This window comes from Paraburkholderia bengalensis (genome assembly GCF_037126505.1).
Taxonomy (GTDB): Bacteria; Pseudomonadota; Gammaproteobacteria; order Burkholderiales; family Burkholderiaceae; genus Paraburkholderia; species Paraburkholderia bengalensis.
The window spans coordinates 1-18,238 of record NZ_JACFYJ010000001.1; the positions used below are offsets into that span (position 1 = coordinate 1).

Annotated in this window: 16 protein-coding genes and 3 pseudogenes; 2 read left to right on the top strand and 17 right to left on the bottom strand. The window is 62.4% G+C overall.

Going from position 1 to position 18,238, the window contains the following annotated elements; all coding sequences use genetic code 11:
- The 4 genes and pseudogenes from H3V53_RS00005 to H3V53_RS00020 form a co-directional block, all read right to left on the bottom strand.
- A pseudogene (locus H3V53_RS00005) lies at positions 1–111 on the bottom strand (branched-chain amino acid ABC transporter permease); the annotation flags it as partial.
- A 322-nt stretch (positions 112–433) separates the two neighbouring features.
- Complete coding sequence (locus tag H3V53_RS00010) at positions 434–1,648, bottom strand: aminotransferase-like domain-containing protein (protein WP_336596134.1); 1,215 nt, start codon at positions 1,646–1,648, stop codon at positions 434–436.
- Between the two features lie 163 nt (positions 1,649–1,811).
- Positions 1,812–4,779: pseudogene (locus tag H3V53_RS00015) on the bottom strand (FAD-binding and (Fe-S)-binding domain-containing protein).
- Position 4,780: 1 nt separating this feature from the next.
- Positions 4,781–5,809 (bottom strand): DUF1338 domain-containing protein, encoded by a 1,029-nt coding sequence (locus H3V53_RS00020; protein WP_336596135.1) that lies wholly within the window; start codon positions 5,807–5,809, stop codon positions 4,781–4,783.
- Positions 5,810–5,967: 158 nt separating this feature from the next.
- Here H3V53_RS00020 and H3V53_RS00025 point away from each other — a divergent pair, with 158 nt between their 5' ends.
- Both H3V53_RS00025 and H3V53_RS00030 read left to right on the top strand, forming a co-directional pair.
- On the top strand, positions 5,968–6,870 hold the full coding sequence (locus H3V53_RS00025; RefSeq protein WP_336596136.1) for a LysR substrate-binding domain-containing protein: 903 nt from the start codon (positions 5,968–5,970) through the stop codon (positions 6,868–6,870).
- 31 nt (positions 6,871–6,901) lie between these two features.
- Positions 6,902–7,164, top strand: a pseudogene (locus H3V53_RS00030) (SDR family NAD(P)-dependent oxidoreductase); the annotation flags it as partial.
- Between the two features lie 118 nt (positions 7,165–7,282).
- Here H3V53_RS00030 and H3V53_RS00035 read toward each other — a convergent pair.
- The 13 genes from H3V53_RS00035 to H3V53_RS00095 form a co-directional block, all read right to left on the bottom strand.
- Complete coding sequence (locus H3V53_RS00035; protein WP_336596137.1) at positions 7,283–7,963, bottom strand: GntR family transcriptional regulator; 681 nt, start codon at positions 7,961–7,963, stop codon at positions 7,283–7,285.
- 109 nt (positions 7,964–8,072) lie between these two features.
- Positions 8,073–8,267, bottom strand: coding sequence for a hypothetical protein (locus H3V53_RS00040; RefSeq protein ID WP_336596138.1), 195 nt, complete (start codon positions 8,265–8,267; stop codon positions 8,073–8,075).
- Complete coding sequence (locus tag H3V53_RS00045; protein ID WP_054922330.1) at positions 8,260–9,051, bottom strand: carboxymuconolactone decarboxylase family protein; 792 nt, start codon at positions 9,049–9,051, stop codon at positions 8,260–8,262. The genes H3V53_RS00040 and H3V53_RS00045 overlap by 8 nt, the downstream gene beginning before the upstream one ends.
- 84 nt (positions 9,052–9,135) lie before the next feature.
- Positions 9,136–9,531 carry a cupin domain-containing protein gene (locus H3V53_RS00050; protein ID WP_054922332.1) on the bottom strand — a complete coding sequence of 132 codons (396 nt, stop codon included), beginning with the start codon at positions 9,529–9,531 and terminating at the stop codon, positions 9,136–9,138.
- Positions 9,528–10,493, bottom strand: coding sequence for an NAD(P)-dependent oxidoreductase (locus H3V53_RS00055; RefSeq protein WP_336596139.1), 966 nt, complete (start codon positions 10,491–10,493; stop codon positions 9,528–9,530). The genes H3V53_RS00050 and H3V53_RS00055 overlap by 4 nt, the downstream gene beginning before the upstream one ends.
- Positions 10,480–11,829, bottom strand: a complete 1,350-nt coding sequence (locus H3V53_RS00060; protein WP_336596140.1) for an MFS transporter — start codon at positions 11,827–11,829, stop codon at positions 10,480–10,482. Before H3V53_RS00060 ends, H3V53_RS00055 begins: the two co-directional genes overlap by 14 nt.
- Before the next feature lie 69 nt (positions 11,830–11,898).
- A complete protein-coding gene (locus tag H3V53_RS00065) occupies positions 11,899–12,294 on the bottom strand; it encodes a carboxymuconolactone decarboxylase family protein (protein WP_336596141.1) in 396 nt (131 codons plus the stop codon).
- 121 nt (positions 12,295–12,415) lie between these two features.
- Positions 12,416–13,843, bottom strand: coding sequence for an aldehyde dehydrogenase family protein (locus H3V53_RS00070; protein ID WP_336596142.1), 1,428 nt, complete (start codon positions 13,841–13,843; stop codon positions 12,416–12,418).
- An 18-nt stretch (positions 13,844–13,861) separates the two neighbouring features.
- Positions 13,862–14,749 (bottom strand): NAD(P)-dependent oxidoreductase, encoded by an 888-nt coding sequence (locus H3V53_RS00075; protein WP_336596143.1) that lies wholly within the window; start codon positions 14,747–14,749, stop codon positions 13,862–13,864.
- Positions 14,750–14,761: 12 nt separating this feature from the next.
- The gene (locus tag H3V53_RS00080) at positions 14,762–15,088 is read right to left on the bottom strand and encodes an NIPSNAP family protein (protein WP_336596144.1); all 327 of its coding nucleotides are present in this window, start codon (positions 15,086–15,088) and stop codon (positions 14,762–14,764) included.
- Positions 15,089–15,118: 30 nt separating this feature from the next.
- Positions 15,119–16,042: an NAD(P)-dependent oxidoreductase gene (locus H3V53_RS00085; protein WP_336596145.1), complete on the bottom strand. Its 924-nt coding sequence runs from the start codon at positions 16,040–16,042 to the stop codon at positions 15,119–15,121.
- Between the two features lie 37 nt (positions 16,043–16,079).
- Positions 16,080–17,453, bottom strand: a complete 1,374-nt coding sequence (locus tag H3V53_RS00090) for an MmgE/PrpD family protein (RefSeq protein ID WP_336596146.1) — start codon at positions 17,451–17,453, stop codon at positions 16,080–16,082.
- A complete protein-coding gene (locus tag H3V53_RS00095) occupies positions 17,443–18,228 on the bottom strand; it encodes an SDR family oxidoreductase (protein WP_336596147.1) in 786 nt (261 codons plus the stop codon). Before H3V53_RS00095 ends, H3V53_RS00090 begins: the two co-directional genes overlap by 11 nt.
- Positions 18,229–18,238 lie beyond the last annotated feature (10 nt).

The window sequence follows — 18,238 nt, forward strand, 5'->3', positions numbered from 1 at the left end:
GAAGTTGATGATGCCGAGAATGCCGTACACCATCGTGTAGCCCAGTGCAATGATGGCGTAGACACTGCCAAGCACCAGCCCGTTGAGAATCTGCTGGATCAAAATATCCATAAAGTGTCTCCTTCAGACCTAATCCGCCGGCTCTTCCTGGAAGACCGCCCACAGCTATCTCTTCCAATGTCGGCTTTATGAAATGAAATTAACGGTTGCAACGTCGAGAAATGAAGCAGTGATAGCCACCGACACAGTGGGCATTCCGCACGCGATGAGTGTCACGCCCGCCAACGAGCAGGAGCGCACGCAGCCATCCTTTGCGCGTCAGACTCAGCAGGCAATACGTTAGATGGTGAAATCAAGCTGCCTTGACATTCAAGACAACGCCCCGCTTTACAGCGACCAACATTTTCGTTTTCAGCACTTACGCATAGCACGGTTAAACAGCTGAAATGCCGGCGGCAAGCAGTTCGTCGTATGCGCGCTTGAGCCGCTTGACGCCCTCGACAATTTCTTCGACATTGGGCGCCGCGAACGACAGACGCAGCGCGGACGGATCTAGCTTGTCCGCAAAGAATGCCTTTCCCGGAACGAACATGACCTTGTTTTCGATGGCACGCATCAGCAACTGTGAAGCATCGATCTCTTCTGCTCGCGTCCAGACAAACATTCCACCCTCGGGCTGATGAAACTTCACGGCATCGCCAAGTTGCGAACGAAGTTCGCTACACAATGCATCACATTTGCGCCTATACATGGCCGTGATCCGCGGAAGATGCCGTTCGAGTGCACCATCAGCAAGATATTCAGCAGCCGTTGCCTGCGTCCACGGGCTACTACACAGGTCTACCGTCTGCTTGGCGATGACGCAACGGCGCGCGATCTCCACAGGCGCAATCGTCCAGCCCACACGAAGGCCAGGCGCGACGATCTTTGAAAGGCTCGCGAAATGCACCACCCAGTCGCGTGAACCCTCCACTTCGTTTGTGAGCGCCAAAATCGAGGGGATGGTGTCTCCCTTGAATCGCAGGTCGCCATATGGGTCGTCTTCAACGACAAGAAACCTGTACTTCACAGCGAGCTTTAGCAGCTCGATCCGGCGCTCACGGGTAAGCGTTGCACCCGTCGGGTTGGCAAAAGTCGGGACTGTGTAGAGCAGCTTGGGGCGGCCGACCACGCCTGAAGCAAGCAACGAAGCAAGCTTGCCGACGTCGAGTCCGTCGCCATCAACGGGTACCGTGACGATGCTGGCCTGTTGAAGCTTCATCGCCTGGAGGGTTGCGGGATAAGCGGGCTGTTCCGTCATCACTACATCGCCCGGGGCAACAAGGATGCGAAGCAGCAAGTCCAGCCCCTGTTGCGAACCTGTTGTGACGAGAAGCTGCTCCGGCGCGCACAGGACGCCGCGACGGCCCATCAGTGCGAGCAGTTCGTTCTTTAGTTCAGGCAATCCATCCGTCGGACCATACTGCAGGCAGCGGCTCGATGCCTGATAGGCGCGTTCTTGCGCCGACGCCAGGCCTTCGACGTCAAACAGGTCACTGGCAGGGTATCCGCCAGCAAATGAAATCATCCCTGGTTCGCTCAGGTACCTGAACAGTTCTCGAATCGGCGAACCAGATGGAGTCTGAAAAGGCGCAGTAAATTCGTACATGTCTCTATTGGCCTGGAAGCCGGGCGGCGGCGTCATCGATTGCGAGCTTTGGAACCATCGATCAGACCGCAAGGCTTTTATCGCCGCCCGTCGATGCGCACGGCATCTATTGGTGATGTGAGCCTCGATTGTGGCCACTCAATGTCCACGCATCAAACGATATCTATGCACTATGTGATGCTGTTTTCTCAACACCTCTGTTACGAGGGGCTTGGGCATCTAACGCTTTTAACGCAAGCTGAGCGATGTGAATGGGCGACCTGTCCGCCCCCTGCTCGATCTGTTCGCGGCAGCTAAACCCATTCGTCACAATGAAAGCGTTGGAAGGCACGTCGCGAATCAGCGGTAGCAGCTTGTCTTCCGCAATCTTCATCGACACGTCGAAGTGGTCGGCGTTGAAGCCGAACGAACCCGCCATTCCGCAACATCCCGTATCGAGCAGATTCCACCTTACCCCGAGTTTGTCCAGCAGCGCCGTCTCGCCCTTCATTCCGAACAAAGACTTTTGATGACAGTGGCCGTGGACGAACACATCGGCTTCGAGTTGGGGCCATTCAAACTCGGCGTTTGCGACAAAGTCAGAGAAGAGGAAAGTCTGCGCCGAAAGCTTTCTGGCCATCGCGTCTTCGGGCAACTGCTTTAGCAACTCATCCTTGAAGACGGAAAGACAGCCCGGTTCGAGCCCGACGACTGGCACCCCTGCCCGCACATCGTTGGCTAACTCGTCGACAGCGCTGCGGAGCAACGCCTTTGCTTCGTCGAGCAAGCCGTAGTCATAGAGTGGTCGCCCGCAACAAAGGTGCTTGCGAGGCAAGATAACGTGATAGCCAATTCCGGTCAGCACATCAAACGCCGCCGTCGCAATTTCCGGCGAGAAATGTTCGTTGAACGTGTCAACCCACAGGATGACCCGTTTCGCCGGCTGTAAAGCGTCGCGGCCCTTCCCCAGTCCCCGGCGATTCGCCAGCGCCCTGAACGTCTTCGGCGCGAATATGGGCAGATTGCGCTGCGGTGCGACTCCCGCGAGCCATTTGCTGATACGCGCCAATGGCGGGGTCGACACCAAAAAATTCGTAAGCCACGGAAAACGACTCGCTAAAGGTGCCCACTGTCCTATCCTTCCCATGAACATCGCCTGCCTCGGCCGACGATTGTTTTCATAGTAATGTGAAAGAAACTCTGCCTTGTATGAAGCCATGTCCGTATGCGTCGGGCAGTCCGACTTACAGCCTTTGCAGGCGAGACAGACATCGAGCGCTTCCTTCACTTCGCGGCTGTTCCAACCGTCCGTAATGACTTCGCCCTGCAGCATTTCCCAAAAGAGATGCGCGCGCCCGCGCGTCGAGTACTTTTCTTCTCTCGTGGCGCGGAAACTCGGACACATGGTGCCGCCGTCGAGCGAACGGCATTTCCCCATCCCGATGCAACGCTCGACCGCACGCTGCATGCCGTCTCCCTCAGGGCTCGCGAATGTCAGCCTGGTGGTCAGCGTGACCGGTTTGTACGACGGCCCCATACGCAGATTTTCATCCGCGCGATACGGGTGCACGACCTTGCCGGGATTCAGCCGGTTAGCCGGGTCCCAGATCGCCTTGAATTCGGCCATCGCCCGCATGATCTCGGGGCCATACATGATTGGAAGAAATTCCGCCTTTGCCTGGCCGTCACCATGTTCGCCTGAGAGCGACCCGCCAAAATCGACCACCAGCTGCGCAGCCTCGCGCAAAAAGCCGCGCCATGTCACCACGCCTTCGGCGGTGCGGACATCGAAGGTGATCCGCGCGTGCACACAGCCATCGCCGAAGTGACCGTACAGACACGTCTCGTATCCATAGCGGTCAACGAGCGTCTGAAACTGTCGCAGGTAGTCGCCGAGACGCATGGGGTCAACAGCCGCATCTTCCCATCCGACCATCGGGTCGGGTCTGGAAGGATCAATGGACAGCGAAACAGCCGAGGCACCCGTCTCCCGGATCGACCAGATTTTCTGCTGTCTGACACCATCTTCGACCACGAAGCCACTGACGTCCGGCCCTCCGAGGCCCGCCTTGAAGTATTCGTCGGCCTGCTTTGCCTGCATGACAGCTTCGGCATGCGAGTCGGCTCCGAATTCCAGCACGACCCACGCATCGCCGTTGGGCAGCAGCGCGATTTCATCGGCCTTGAGGCCGCGCGCCTGCAGTCCGCGGATGATGCCCCGATCGAGGCCCTCAATAGCAATCGGCGAGAACTTGTTGAAGTGCGGGACTGCGTCCGCCGCCGTGTAGATATCGTTGAAGCCGAGAATCAGCAGGACGCGGCACGACGGGCTGTGGACGAGTCGCACCTTTGCCTGAAGGGTGACGGCGCAGGTGCCTTCCGTGCCCACGAGTGCCCGTGCCACGTTAAAGCCGTTCTCCGGCAGCAGTTGGTCAAGATTGAAACCTGACACCCTCCGTTTGATCTGAGGGAATTCGTCGCGGATGCGCTGGGCGTACCGGTCCCGGAGGTCGCGAAGTTTGCGGTAAATCTCGCCGCGGCGCCCCCCCCTGCGCGATGATGTTTTCGAGTTCCTCATTGGTGGTCGGCCCGACCCAGAAGCGTGCGCCGTCATAGGTGGCAATTTGTAGCGCTTCGATGTTCTCGACGGTCTTGCCTGCCATCACCGAATGCGCGCCACACGAGTTGTTGGCGATCATCCCACCCAGCGTGCAGCGGCTGTGCGTCGCAGGGTCCGGCGCGAATGTGAGTCCATATTTCTCGGCAGCGTCGCGCAGCGTATCGCACACAACGCCCGGCTCGACGATCGCAGTCCTGCTTTCCGGGTCGACGGAAACGACGTGGTTCACGTACTTGCTTGCGTCAGCGACCACCGCCACGTTCACACACTGCCCGTTTTGCGACGTTCCGCCGCCGCGTGTCAGAAACGGTACGTCCTGGCGTCGGCAGACCTCCAGTGCTGCCACGAGATCGTCGACGTCGGCGGGCACCACCACGCCGAGCGGAATCTGCCGATAGTTAGACGCATCGGAAGCGTAGAGCGCCTTTGAACTGGAATCGAAACGGACTTCTCCCCGGATCGAATTCCGAAGACTGGCTTCGACTTCCTCAAGCAGGCCCTTGCTTGCCTGAAACGGAGTGGCGGCTTTCACGTTACTTGGCTGCGTTGGCGGTCATTTTGAAAATACCGGTCGCGTTGCCGGCGTCGAAGCGCAAATCCATTTTCCAGCTGCGCGTCACCTGGTCAAACGCCCGCTTGCGCGTGATGAACTCGTAAAACGAGCCCGGGACCGCGCGTGTGACAGTCTTACCGTCCCGCGCCTTGAACTCGCGGTTGACTGTGTCAGCACGATAAGCCGTCTGGAATATCCGTCCCGACCGTGATCGTTCGACTTCAGGCTTCATTGGCCGGCCTTTCGCCTTCTCCTCGTCCGACAGCGCGAAGACGTCTGCCACACGGTCGGTTGCATGGTTAAACGCATTTCCTTCCGTCGCGATCCATGCCATTTCGGCAGACTCCTGGAGCAGCGCCTCATAGTCGGCTTCGGAAGGAATGTCGTGCTGGCGCGCAAACGCGCCGACGATGACCGGCAACAATTCCTGAGCAGTCTCGAGCGGCAGCGATCCATCGCGTTCAAGTTCCGACAGTTGCGACACGGCGAGCGGAGTGAGCGGGTCCCTCGACGAACCCACGACGTTGGTGACTACGGCCTGAAACTCTTTTGAAAAGCGCTCGGGGTGCAGCTCACTGAGGAAGAATTGCGCGATTTCGTCTGGCGCGTCTTCGTGTACGTAGGCGCGGCCCGTCATGCCAAGCTTGTCCAACGGATAGCGGCCGTTGAGCCGGAAACCCAGCGGGCGCAGTATCCGCGTGAAAGCACCTTCGCCCGGCGGCAGTGCTCCATTGTCTGGCCAGCGGACGGTTCTCAGCGCGCCATGGTCGAAGTGCACCGAGTCGCCTTTGGCAATCGCATCATTCGTGTACGTGCGACCGTTCGGCGAACGCTCCAGCAGATCTTCGAAGAGCGCCATATTCATTGCCTGAGCGAGTTCGGCGCGAGTCACCGTACCGTCTTCCCAGTCCATCAGGACCGACGGGAAGTTCAGCGTCGAAAACAGGAATTCGATCTTTTCCGGGCCGAGCAGCTTCGTCAACAGCCCTTCTACGTTCGCATTGCGCATCGCTTATCTCACAGAACAACTCCACCTGTCTGGCGGAGGACGGTTATCTTTCCAGCCATCGAATTGCAGACAGCCTGACGTGAGTCGAATTATTCAAACGCTTGCGGGAACCTGTAAAGCGAGATTAAATTGTCACTTGATGACTTTTTGGAACTAACGTGCGCAAATTCAAGATTCCGAACATGGGCGCGCTGATGGCCTTCGAGGCCGCGTCGCGTCATGAAAGCTTCACTCACGCTGCGAAAGAGCTATTCCTGACGGAAAGCGCGGTATCCCGACAGATCGCGACGCTGGAATCCAACCTGGGCGTGCGCCTCTTTGTCCGCGCCAAGCAGCGCGTCGTGCTGACCCGCGCCGGCCGGTTGTACGGCCTGCAGGTTCGGCGGGCGCTTGAAACCCTGGACCGGGACACACTTTCAATCATTGCGCACGGCAGCGGCGGTGGCTTCCTCGAACTTGCCGTGCTGCCGACATTCGCCTCGCACTGGCTGATTCCTCGTCTGAAGGACTTCAACGACCGCGCGCCGGACGTACGAGTGAATATGGGTGTGGAGACTGCCATGTTCGACTTCAGGCAATCACATTTCGAAGCGGCCATCCACTACGGCAAGCCGACCTGGCCCGGCACCTCGTCCGACTATCTGTTCGGGGAGGAGGTTGTTCCCATTTGTGCCCCTTCACTGCTCTCGAAGCCGATCAGGAAGGCGCGCGATTTGCTCAGCTATCCGCTCCTTCACTCGACTACGCGCCCCGACGCATGGAGCCGATGGTTCTCCGATCTTGGCGTCGAAGACACTTCGACAATGCAGGGGGTGCGCTATGAGTTGTACACCATGCTCATTGCGGCTGCCGCGGCAGGGCTTGGCGTCGCGCTGGTTCCGGAATTTTTCGTGGAAGGCCAGCTGAAACAGCTCGGACTTGTCATACCGTTCGAGGCGTCGTCCGCGACCGACTCTGCCTATTACCTGGTTTATCCAACCGAACTGAGCACGGGCAAACCACTGGAACTCTTCAAAGCCTGGCTTCTTGAGCAAGCCAGCACCTACAACGCCCGCTCATAATCCCGAGGCGTTTAGCATCGGCGGCGGCGACGATTCGTCGAATCATGAGGAACGGGAAGCTGTGTACGAACGCATTCGCGGCGAACGCGGCCGGCTGGATGTGCTGTTCGCCAATGCAGGCGGCGGCTCGATGGTGCCGCTCGGCGAGATCACCGAGGCGCAGCATCACCACACGTTCGACGGCAACGTGAAAGGCAGCTGTCCACGGTGCAAAAGGCGCCGCCGCTGCTAACGAACGGCGCGTCTTTGATTCTGGCGGACTCGACGACGGCGATCGACGGCACGGCCCTCTTCCGCGAAGTGGAACTGAAACGCACTGATGACGCACTCACGATCAACGCAGCGGACGAGACGCCCATCGTCATGCTGGAGATATTTCAAGCGGCGCCCGCGCGTCTTCGCGCCACGCGTGTCAAGCCTGCGTGTCGTCGCCTTCGCCCAGCATGCGCATGGCCGCTTTCTCCGCATTGGCCACGTGCAGCCGCGCAAGCTCCTGGGCCTGGTCGGCGTCGCGCGCCTTGAGCGCCTTGTACAGCTTGTCGATCTCGCGCAGGCTGCTCGGCAGCCGGTCGGGATGCATCAGCGACGTGGCGCGCAACAGGTTCACGCGCGAATACAGGCTGTTCAGGATTTCTTTCACGAGCGCGTTGCCGCAGTTGTCGAGCAGCACGTCGTAGAGCGCGGTCTTGGCCTTCAGCACGCCCGCCTGGTCCTGGGCCATTGCCTGCGTGCGCAATTCTTTCGCGGCCTCGCCGAACTGGGCGATGGCCGCGTCGCTCGCGAGCCTCGCGAATTCGTGCGCGGCAAAACCTTCGAGCAGCCCGCGCAGCGCATACAGTTCGCTCGCTTCCTGCTGCGAGATCACGGCGACCACGGGACCCTTGTGCGGCACGCTGCGCACGAGCTTTTCCGCTTCGAGCTTGCGCAATGCTTCGCGCACCGACGTACGGCTCACCCCCAGCGATTCGCACAGCTCGCGCTCGATCAGCCGCGCGCCCGGCGCGAAGCGCCCGCTCATGATGGCCTGGCGCAACACGTTTTCGACCTGATGACGCAGCGTCTCAGGCCGGACCAAACCGATATCAGTCGACATGATTGTCTTCCCGTCCGACAAAGTTACAGCCGCTATGATACTTCACCGCAAGCCTTGGTCCGCCGTTCGTTGCGCATAAAACGAATCGATTGTTGCCTCTGTCAGCGCGCTAGTTGTAGCCGAGAATCGCGACAGCCCTCACATGTGCATGTTCCGCGCCGTTCGATGCGAGCCGCGCGAGCGGCGCGACCTGCAACGCGCGGCATGCCGAATGCGCGTCTTGCTCATGCTTGACGGCGTTGCGTGCCGGCGCGTCGCTGTGCGTAAGCCGGGTGTCGTGGGCGGGGGTTGCGATCTCACGCATCGACGGCCACGCGCTGTTTCGCCAGTGCCGCTTCGAGCAGCGGCGCGCCGAGTTCGGCGCCGTGAATCCCCGTCGTGCTGACGATTTCGAGCAGTTCCATCAGTTCCTCCGCCGTCGCGCCATAGCGCAGTGCGTTGCGCATATGGAGCTTGAGGCCTGGCACGTACAGATGCGTCGACGATGCATCGAACGCGCAATACATGAACTCCTTGATCTTCGGGCTCAACACACCCGTACGCCACGGCACCGACGAAAACTCCACATACGCTTCGAACAGATCGGGATCGAGTTCGAGCAACCCCTCCCATGTCGGATGCCAGTAACCGCGGTTCTTCTCGAACGCCTCTTTGAGAACGCGACGCCGTTCGTCGAGCGGCGCGGGGCCCGCGCGCAAGCCCTCCTCCTCGAGCACTTCGAGCAGCACGGGCACGCCGACGTTGCTCGTGTGAATGCCGATCGTGCTGATCAGTTCGAGCACTTCCATCAACTCCTCGCGCGTGGCGCCGAAGCCGAGTGCACGTTCCAGATGATGCGCGACGCCGGGGCCGTACAGCTGCGTCGCGCAGGCATCGGCGGCGAGCGCGATGAACGCGCGCGTCTTGTCGTCCAGATGATTCCTGCGCTGCGGCACGGCCGAAAACTGCACGTACGCATCGACGAAACCCGCATCGAGACGCAGCATGCTGTCCCATGCGGCGTTCCAGACGCCGTGCACGCGCACGAAATCGTCCTTGATCTGCTGCGGCTCGCGTTGCGCGCGCGCCGGCTGCTCGCCCTGCTTCATTGGCACTCCCGTTCGATGACGATCGATCTCACGCAAGCATGCGGAACGCGACACCACACAACAAGCCGCATTCCGCGCGCCCGCTCAACCCGCGCCGAGCCCTGACGGATAGTCCGCTTCCGCCACTTCTTCCTGCCACGTCGCCTTGCCGATCGACGTCGCGATATGCACCATGTAGCTGCCGTCACTCGCGCCATGCCAGTGGCGCTCGTTTGGCCCGATGAAGACGATATCGCCCTGGCGGATTTCCTGCGGCGGCTCACCTTCCTTGCAGATCCAGCCCTTGCCCGCCGTCACCTGCAGCACCTGCCCTTGCTCGTGCGTATGCCAGTAGGTGCGGCCGCGCGGCGCGAAGAACACCGTGTTGATGGTCACACCGTCTGTCGGCGGCATGACGGGGTCGGCCCACACCGTGCCCGAGAACGTCTCGCCGCGCTGTTCCGACAATTTCCCTTCTGCCCTGCCGTGAAATACCTTCATGCCTGTTTCTCCTCTTTGCGAACCTTTCCGTCGAACAGGCGCACGCCGCCCGACACATCGCCGATCGCATCGACCACGCGATTGCTGATCACGTCGCCATACCCGAGCGCCGTGCCGAGCCCGAAGCTGGCGAGCGGCCCCGACGCATTCAGCGACACCACGCCCAGCTCGCGGGCGCGGTCGACGTACAGCACAATGTCCTTCGTCATCAGCTTGCCCGTCAGCCCGCCTTCCAGGTAATCGCCATCGACGATCTTCGGAAAGCGGTTCAGCGTCGCAAAGTTCACGCCGCTGCTGCTGTTCAGCACGTCGAGCAGCAGGTGCAGATCGAGCCCCGCTTTCTTGCCCGCCACCATCACTTCCGCGCTGGCCGCGAGGCTCACGGCGTTGAGGAAGTTGTTCAGCAGCTTGGTGGTATGCCCCGCGCCGCTTTCGCCCATATGCGCGACCTTCGCGGCGATGGGTTCGAACGCCCACTTGAGCGCTTCGACGGCACTCGCGTCGCCGCCGACCATCAGCGTGAGCGACCCTTTCTCCGCCGCCGCCGCGCCGCCGGAGATGCCCGCGTCGACATACTGCGCGCCGCTTTGCGCGAAGCGCCGCGCGAGCCGTATGGTCGAACTCGCGGCGGCCGTGCTCAGATCGACGACGATCTGCCCCGCGCGGCAATGCGCGAGCACGCCGCTGTCCCCTTCGACCACCGCCTCGACCACCTTGCTGTCCGGCAGCGACATCATCACGACGTCGGCGAACTTCATCACGTCCGCGATCGACGCCGCCGCCTGCGCGCCCGCCGCCTGCACACGCTCGGGCGCGGTGTCGTAGCCGAGCACCGCGATGCCCGCGTCGACGAGACGCCGCGTCATACGGCCGCCCATGTTGCCAAGACCGATGAACCCGATCCGTTCCTTGTTCATTTGCGCTATTTCCTTGAAGTCAGGTGATTCGTCAGAAGTCGACATCCTTCGTTTCCGGTCCCATCAGCGCGCCGACTGCGCCGATCAGGCCGCCGATGCACAACAGCACCACCGACGTCAGCCGCAACGGCATATACGCGCCGAGCCAGTTCATATAGAACGCGTAGAACGACGGGATGATCACCGACAGACTGAAGCCGACGCCGAAGCCCGTGGCCCGCACATCCGTCACGAAGCGTTCGTTGATGTACGTAACGATCACGCCCCACGGCGAGGTGACCAGCACGGCCAGCACGCAGACGAGCGCGATGATGGTGGGCAGCGACAGCCCGTCGACGTTCGCCAGCACATACAGCAGACCCGCACCGACCGTCGCGATCAGCGGACCGACGATCACAAAGAAACGCCGGCGGCCGATCACCTGCGCGATCATCCCCGAGGCGATGTAGCTGAAGAACAGCACGAAGTACGTGATCATCAGCGTCGACGTCATCTGGAAGCCCGTCAGATGCAGCGTCTTCACGAGCAGGCCGGTCGGAAGAAAGATCGTGATGATGTTCTGCGTGAGCCAGAAGCCCGTCATCATCACCAGCACCTGCAGCAGATTGCGTCCGCTCTTGCCGCGCAGCAGGTCGGTGAGGGGCAGTTTGTCGGGCTGTTTGCCCTTGTCGGCCGCCTCGCTCTTCCAGATTTCCGATTCAGCGACCTTGTGCACGTAGTACAGCGCAAGAACGCCCGCGAGCACGGCACCCAGCACGAACGGAATGCGCCAGCCCCACTGCGCATACGGCGAATTCATGCCGTTGAGCGGAAAGAGCGCGAACATCAGCATCGCGACGAGATTGATCGACACATACGCTGCCGGAAAGCCCGCGATGATGAAGCCGCCCACAAACCCGCGCTGCGTCTTCTTCGAGTACTCGATCGCGAGCGGCATCGCGCCCGTATAACCGCCGCCGAGAAAAATGCCGTCGACGAACCGCAGCAACACCAGCGCCCAGTACGACACGATGCCGATACTCTCGTACCCCGGCAGCAGTGCGATCAGCAGCGTGACGACGCCGAAGCCCGACACCGACCAGATCGACGCCTTGCGCCGCCCGATGCGGTCCGCGACCATGCCGAACAGCAACGCGCCGATGGGGCGCCCGAGCAGTGTCGTGATGAACACGAGCGACGCCAGAATCGTTTCCATGCCGCTCGACAGGTGCGGCGGCTGGAAGTACGCCAGCACCGGCGACAGCACCACGACGGGCAGGTAAATATCGAACATGTCGATATATTCGGAAAAGAACGCGCCTTTGATGGCGTTGCGCCTTTTCGTTTCGATCGACTGTTCGCCTTCGGACTGAGCGAGGTCGGTCGCCGTGAGGGTTTTCATCGTTGTCTCCAATCCTTGTCTATGTGAGCACCGCGCGGTGCAGGTGACGTTGCTGATCGATGCCCGCTATCAGGCCGCCGACGCCTCCGCCTCGTAGGCCTTGATCGCTTCCGACGCGACGCGAAACGCGGCGAGCGCGAGCGGCGCACCGCAATACACGGCGGCCTGCATCAGCACGGCGCGTATCTCGTCCTTTGTCACGCCGTTGCGCAGCGCGCCCTTCACATGCACGGCCAGTTCATGATGCTGGCTCATCGCCGTGAGCATGCCGAGGTTCAACATGCTGCGCGTCTTGAACGACAGCGTCCTGTCGCCCCAGATGTCGCCCCAGCAGCACTCGGTGACAAACTTCTGCATGGGCCGGTTGAAGTCATCGGCGTTCGCCCATGACCTCTCGACGTGGCCCGCGCCCAGCACTTCCTTGCGGTTTTCAAAGCCCTTTTCGAAACGTTCGTTGCTATCCATCGTGAGGTCCTCTCTATTGCTCAACCCGTTGAGTTGCGTCGCGCGGTCCGACTGCCTGATTCAATGATTGTCCGACAATCTGAACGCGCAAATTTTTTTTTGCCGATGGCGTGCGGCAGGATTACGTGCCGTAGCCGACCATCGCCTTCGTTTCCAGATACTCGCGCAAGCCCGCTTCGCCCCATTCGCGGCCATTGCCCGAACGCTTGTAGCCGCCGAACGGCGCGTGAAAATCGGCGGGCGGATAGTTCAGATGCACGCCGCCTGCGCGCAATGCCCGACCGACCTTGCGAGCACGCTCGATGTCGGCGGACTGCACGTAGGCGGCGAGGCCGTAGTCCGTGCCGTTGGCAATGGCGATGGCCTGCTCTTCGCTGTCGTACGGAATCATCGACAGCACGGGGCCGAAGATCTCTTCCCGGGCGATCGTCATATCGGGCGTGACATCGGCGAAGACGGTCGGCCGGGCGTAATAGCCCTGGTCGATGCCGTCGGGCCGGCCCGTGCCGCCCGCCACGAGCCGCGCGCCTTCATCGATGCCTGTCTGGATCAACGCCTGCACGCGTTCGAACTGGTTGCGGTTCACAAGCGGGCCGAGTTGCGTGGACTCGTCGTCGGTCGGTCCGACGCGGTAGGTCTGCGCTGCGCGCTTCGCAATCTGCGCGGCATCGTTCATCAGATGACGCGGCACCAGCATGCGCGTCGGAATCGAGCACGACTGGCCGGAGTTCGTGAAGCACGCGGCCACGCCGCGTTTGACGGCTTCCTCGAGATCGACGTCGTCGAGCAGAATGTTCGCGGACTTGCCGCCCAGTTCCTGCGCGACGCGTTTGACGGTAGGCGCGGCGGCCTGGGCGACGAGCACGCCCGCACGCGTCGAACCGGTGAACGACACCATGTCGATGTCCGGGTGACGCGCGATCGCCTCGCCAACGCCTGGGCCGTCGCCGTTGACGAGATTGAACACGCCCGCGGGCACCTGCGCTTCGTCGAGTACCTCGGTGAACAGCAGCGCGCTCAGCGGCGAATATTCGCTGGGCTTGAGCACCATTGTGCAACCCGCCGCCAGCGCCGGCGCGATCTTCACGACGATCTGGTTGACGGGCCAGTTCCACGGCGTGATCAGCCCGCACACACCGATCGCTTCCAGCACGACACGCGTGCTGCCGCGCTGCTCCTCGAACGCAAAGCGCTCCAGCACGTCGATCAGCGCGTTCAGATGCGCGGGTCCGCGGGTGGCCTGGCCGTTGCGGGCGAACGTGATCGGCGCGCCCATTTCGCGGCGCATCGCTTCGGCGAATTCTTCGTAGCGGCGCTCATAGATCTGCAAGACCCGGCGCAACAACGCGACGCGCTCCGTCACGTCCGTTGTCGACCATACGGGAAACGCACGGCGCGCTGCCGCGACGGCGCGGTCCACATCGTCCGCGTTGCCGAGCGCGAGGCGCTCGAACGGCGTCTCAGTCGATGGATCGACGATATCGAACCAGCGCGGCGACGCGGGCTCGACCCAACGTCCGTCGATATAAAACTGTGCTGCATGTGACATGGCAGACTCCGTGAAGGATCACTCCGTATCGCGATCGAGCAGGCGATACATTTCCGTATGGTCGGTTGCGGGCGTCGAACGCTGCGCGGCTTCGTTCCAGATCGCCACCGTCGTGTCGCCGAGCGTCATCGGATAGCCGACGGATTGCGCGAGCGCATGTGCGATTTTCAGATCCTTGTTCATCAGTTGCAGCGCAAACCCGGATGCGAACGTGCCGCTCAGCATGAACTGCTTGACCTTGTTCTCCGACGTATTGCTGCGGCCCGACGACGCGTTCAGCACATCCGTCATCACTTCCGGCTCGATGCCGAAGCGCCGCGCGACGAGCAGGGCCTCGACGGTCGCCGCGAGCCCTGCCGCCGACACGTAGTTGTTCAGCGCCTTCGCGGCATGACCCGCGCCCGCGCCGCCGATGTGCAGAATGCTCTTGCCCATCGCTTCGAGCACGGGCTTGCACTGCGTGAGCGTCGCCTCACGCCCGCCGACGAGAATTGCCAGCGTGCCTTCTTTCGCCTTTTTGACGCCGCCCGAAACGGGCGCGTCCAGATAAGCGAGGCCGCGCTCTTCGAGCGCCGCGCCGAGCTGGCGCGAGCGTTCCGGTTCCGACGAACTCATGTCGATCACGACGGCGCCCCTGGCGAGCGCGCTCGCCCAGCCATCCGCGCCGCCGCCAAGCAGCACGCTTTCGACGACGGCCGAGTTCGGCAGCATCGTAATCAACGCGTCGAGCGACGCGGCGTTATCGCGCGACAGGCGCTGCGCGCCCGTTTGCGCGGCGAGTGCGTCGGCGCGCGAGGCATCGGCATCGTCGATGTAGAGCGCGAAGCCCGCGTTGACGAGGCATTGCACCATCGGCGCGCCCATCATGCCGAGCCCGATGAAGCCAATGCGCTTGTTGTCTGTCATGGCATCCGTCTCCTAGCGCAGCGCGGAAAACGAGGTCGGCGTGAGGAAGTGGTTCTCGATGCGCTCGATGATCGGCTTCTCCGCTTCCGACGCGGCGCGAATCCTGATCCAGTCCGCGTCGGCCTGAAACGCGTTCCACTTCTGCTCGCGTTCCGCGAGGCTGTCCCACTTCACCATATACGTCAGTGCGTGATTGCTCGGCCCGATCAACGTCGTCCAGAAGCCGATCTGCTCGATGCCGTGCTTCTCGAAGAAACCGAGCGTGTGGGTGGTGAAGCGATCCAGCAAGGCCGGCAGGCGCGTGGGCGCGCAGTGATAGATGCGCATTTCGACGATCATGGTTAACTCCGTGATTGAGTGAGTTTGTTTTCAGTCGGCCAGTCCGTCGCGTGACGACCAGCGCTCGACGTACCTGACGAGTTCCGTCATGTCGCGCGCGGCGCCGTCCTGCATCGCGGCGTAATTCCACATCTGGCGCGCGACGCTGCCCACCCACATCGGCACGCCGAGCGCCTGGCATTCGTCGACGGCAAGACCGATGTCCTTGCAGACGCTGCCGACGGGAAAACCGAAGTCGAACGTAGCGGGCAGCACGTGCTTCGGAAACTTGTCGAGCGTGGCGCCGTTCTTGCCGCTGCCCGCATTGATCACCGACATCATCACCTCGGGATCGAGACCGCCGCGCACGCCCGCGACGAAGGCTTCGGACGTGATCGCGAACGCCGTCGACGACAGCATGTTGTTCAGGAGCTTCAGCAGTTGCCCTTGCCCGGCCTCGTTGCCGACGACGAACACCTTGCCGAGCACCTCGAAGAGCCCGCGCACTTCTTCCAGCGCGACCTGCTTGCCCGCCGCCATGATCGCGAGCGTGCCTTTCTTCGCGCCGGCCGCGCCGCCGCTAACGGGCGCATCGACGGTTTCGATCCCCTTGGCGAGCAGCCCGTCCGCCACTTCCTTTTCGATGCGCGAACCGACCGTCGACAGGTCGACCAGAATCCTGATCGCGCTGCCTTCGATGAGCCCGTCCGCGCCGAGCGCGACCTGCTTGAAGATGGCGGGCGTGGGCAAACTGGTGAACACGATGCGCGCCTTGTCGGCCACGTCGCGAACCGACGCCCCGGCTTGCGCGCCCGCTGCCTTCAGCTCCGCGACGGCGGCTTCATCGCGGTCATACACGATCACCGTATGACCCGCCTCGATCAACCGGTGCGCCATGGGCCGGCCCATCGTGCCGACGCCGACGAAACCGAGCAACGAACCGCTTTGCTGACTTGATGCCTGACTACTCGACATGACAATCCTCGTAAATTTAAAAACCTTCCAGCCCGGTTCAGATACGCGCGAGACGCATCACAGCCGCGGCGTCGTCTTCCGACTCGAACTTCCACAAGCGGTCGATCAGCGGTTGCGCATCGACGCCCGAGCACCCATCAGCAGCGAGCTGGCGCAGCTTGTCCGCCAGTTCGACGTTCGCGAGCGGCGCGGCGAGGCTGCCGCGCGCCGCATGCACGCGCTGTGAAACGCGTTGGCCCGAGCGCAACACGATCGACACCTGCGCGGATTCGACGGGCCACGACGCGTCGTCGATGAAACGCAGCTTGCCGGCCAGTGCGCGCAACGATGGATCGGCGACGGCGGCGTCGCTGAATTCGTCGAGGCCCGCCTTGCCGCGCGCGAGAACGACGGCCACGGCATGCTGCGCGCTGACCTGCGATTCGCGCCCGGTGCGCACGCCCGGCCGGTCCGTGCGTTCGCGCAGCAACGGATGTCCCGTCAATTCGATCTGTTCGATGTCGTCGAGCGACCAGCGCGCGTCGCGGCGCAAATCGAGGCAAGCGTCGATCACCGGGTTCAACACGACGCCGCACGGGTACGGCTTATACGTGTTCTTGAGCAGTTCCCATTCATGACCGAGATCGCGCGTGATCGCCGTCCAGTCCGGCTGCGCCGCCGCCACGCGCAAAAAGCCACGCTCGCCTTCGAGCGGTGCGTTCGGCCCGGAAAAGCCGTCTTCGGCGAGCAGCGCCGACAGCGCGCCGTTGCGCGCGGCATTGCCGACGCTGATGCTCTTCGACATCGTGCCGAGCGTTTCGACGAGTCCGCCCGTTTGCACCGACGCATTGCCGAGCGCCCATGCGACGCGCTGTTCGTCGAGCGCTCGCGCCTTCGCCACGGCGGCCGCGGCGCCGAAGACGCCGCACGTCGAGGTGATGTGCCAGCCGCGCTGATAGTGTTCCGGCGACACCGCATTGCCGATGCGGCACGCCACTTCGACGCCGAGCACGAATGCGAGCAGCAACGCGTCGCCGCGCATCGGATGCGATTCAGCGAGTGCGAACAACGCGGCGGCAACAGGCGCGGTGGGATGGATGATGGTCGGGATATGCGTGTCGTCGAAGTCGTAGACGTTCGCGCTCATCGCATTCAGCGCGGCGGCGTTCAGCATGTCCGTGCGCTCGCTGCGCCCGACGAGCGTGGCCGTTTGATCGGCGCGAAAGCGCCCATACACGCCGACGGCCTTGTCGAGCGTCGGATCGTGGGAGCCCGCCAGCGCAACGGCGAAGTAATTGACGAGCGAGCGCTTCGCTTCGTTGCGCACGGCAGCGGGCACGTCGCGCCACTGCGTGTCGGCAACGAAGCGGGCCAGCGCACGGGTCAATACGCCGCTGCGCAGCGCGTTCGCGTCGACGGGATCAGCCTGCAAGCCAGCCTCCTTCTATCGGCATCATCGCGCCCGTGATCTGACTCGCCGACGGCCCGCACAGAAACACGACCATGTCGCCGACATGCGCGGCATCGACCAGTTCGCCCGTCGGCTGCTTGCCTTTCAGGAATTCGCGCACGGCGTCGCCGCGATCCAGGCCGCGCTCATCCATCAGCGCATGGATGCGTCCGTCGATGTTCGGCGTCAGCACCGAGCCCGGACAAATCGCATTGCACGTGATGCCCTGATTGAGCGTCTCGATAGCAACCGAGCGCGTCAGGCCGAGCAGCGCCGTTTTCGTCGTCACGTAGTCGACACGATTGGCGACAGCGCGCGCGCCGTACACCGACGTCATGTTGAAGATGCGTCCCCAGCCGCGCTCGCGCATGCCTGGCAGCGTCAACTGGATCGCGCGAAAGGCGGCCGTCAGGTTCACCGCGAGCGCGTTGTTCCAATGGTCCAGCGCAAACGATTCGATGCCCGCGAAGTGCCGCACCACGGCATTGTTGATCAGCACGTCGAGCGTCTTCACGCGTTCGCGTGCGGCGTCGATCAGCGTATCGACGCCAGCCGGCGTGGCGAGATCGGCCTGCACATACGCGACGCTTGCATCGAAGGCGCTCGCGAGTTCGTCGACCGTGCGCGCCATCGCCTCGGGCGCTTCGAGCCCGTGCAGCACCACGCTGCAGCCCGCGCCCGCGAGCGCTCGCGCCATCGCCAGCCCGAGACCGTTCGACGACCCGGTAACCAGCGCGCCCTTGCCTTTCAGCATCATCGATGGCTCC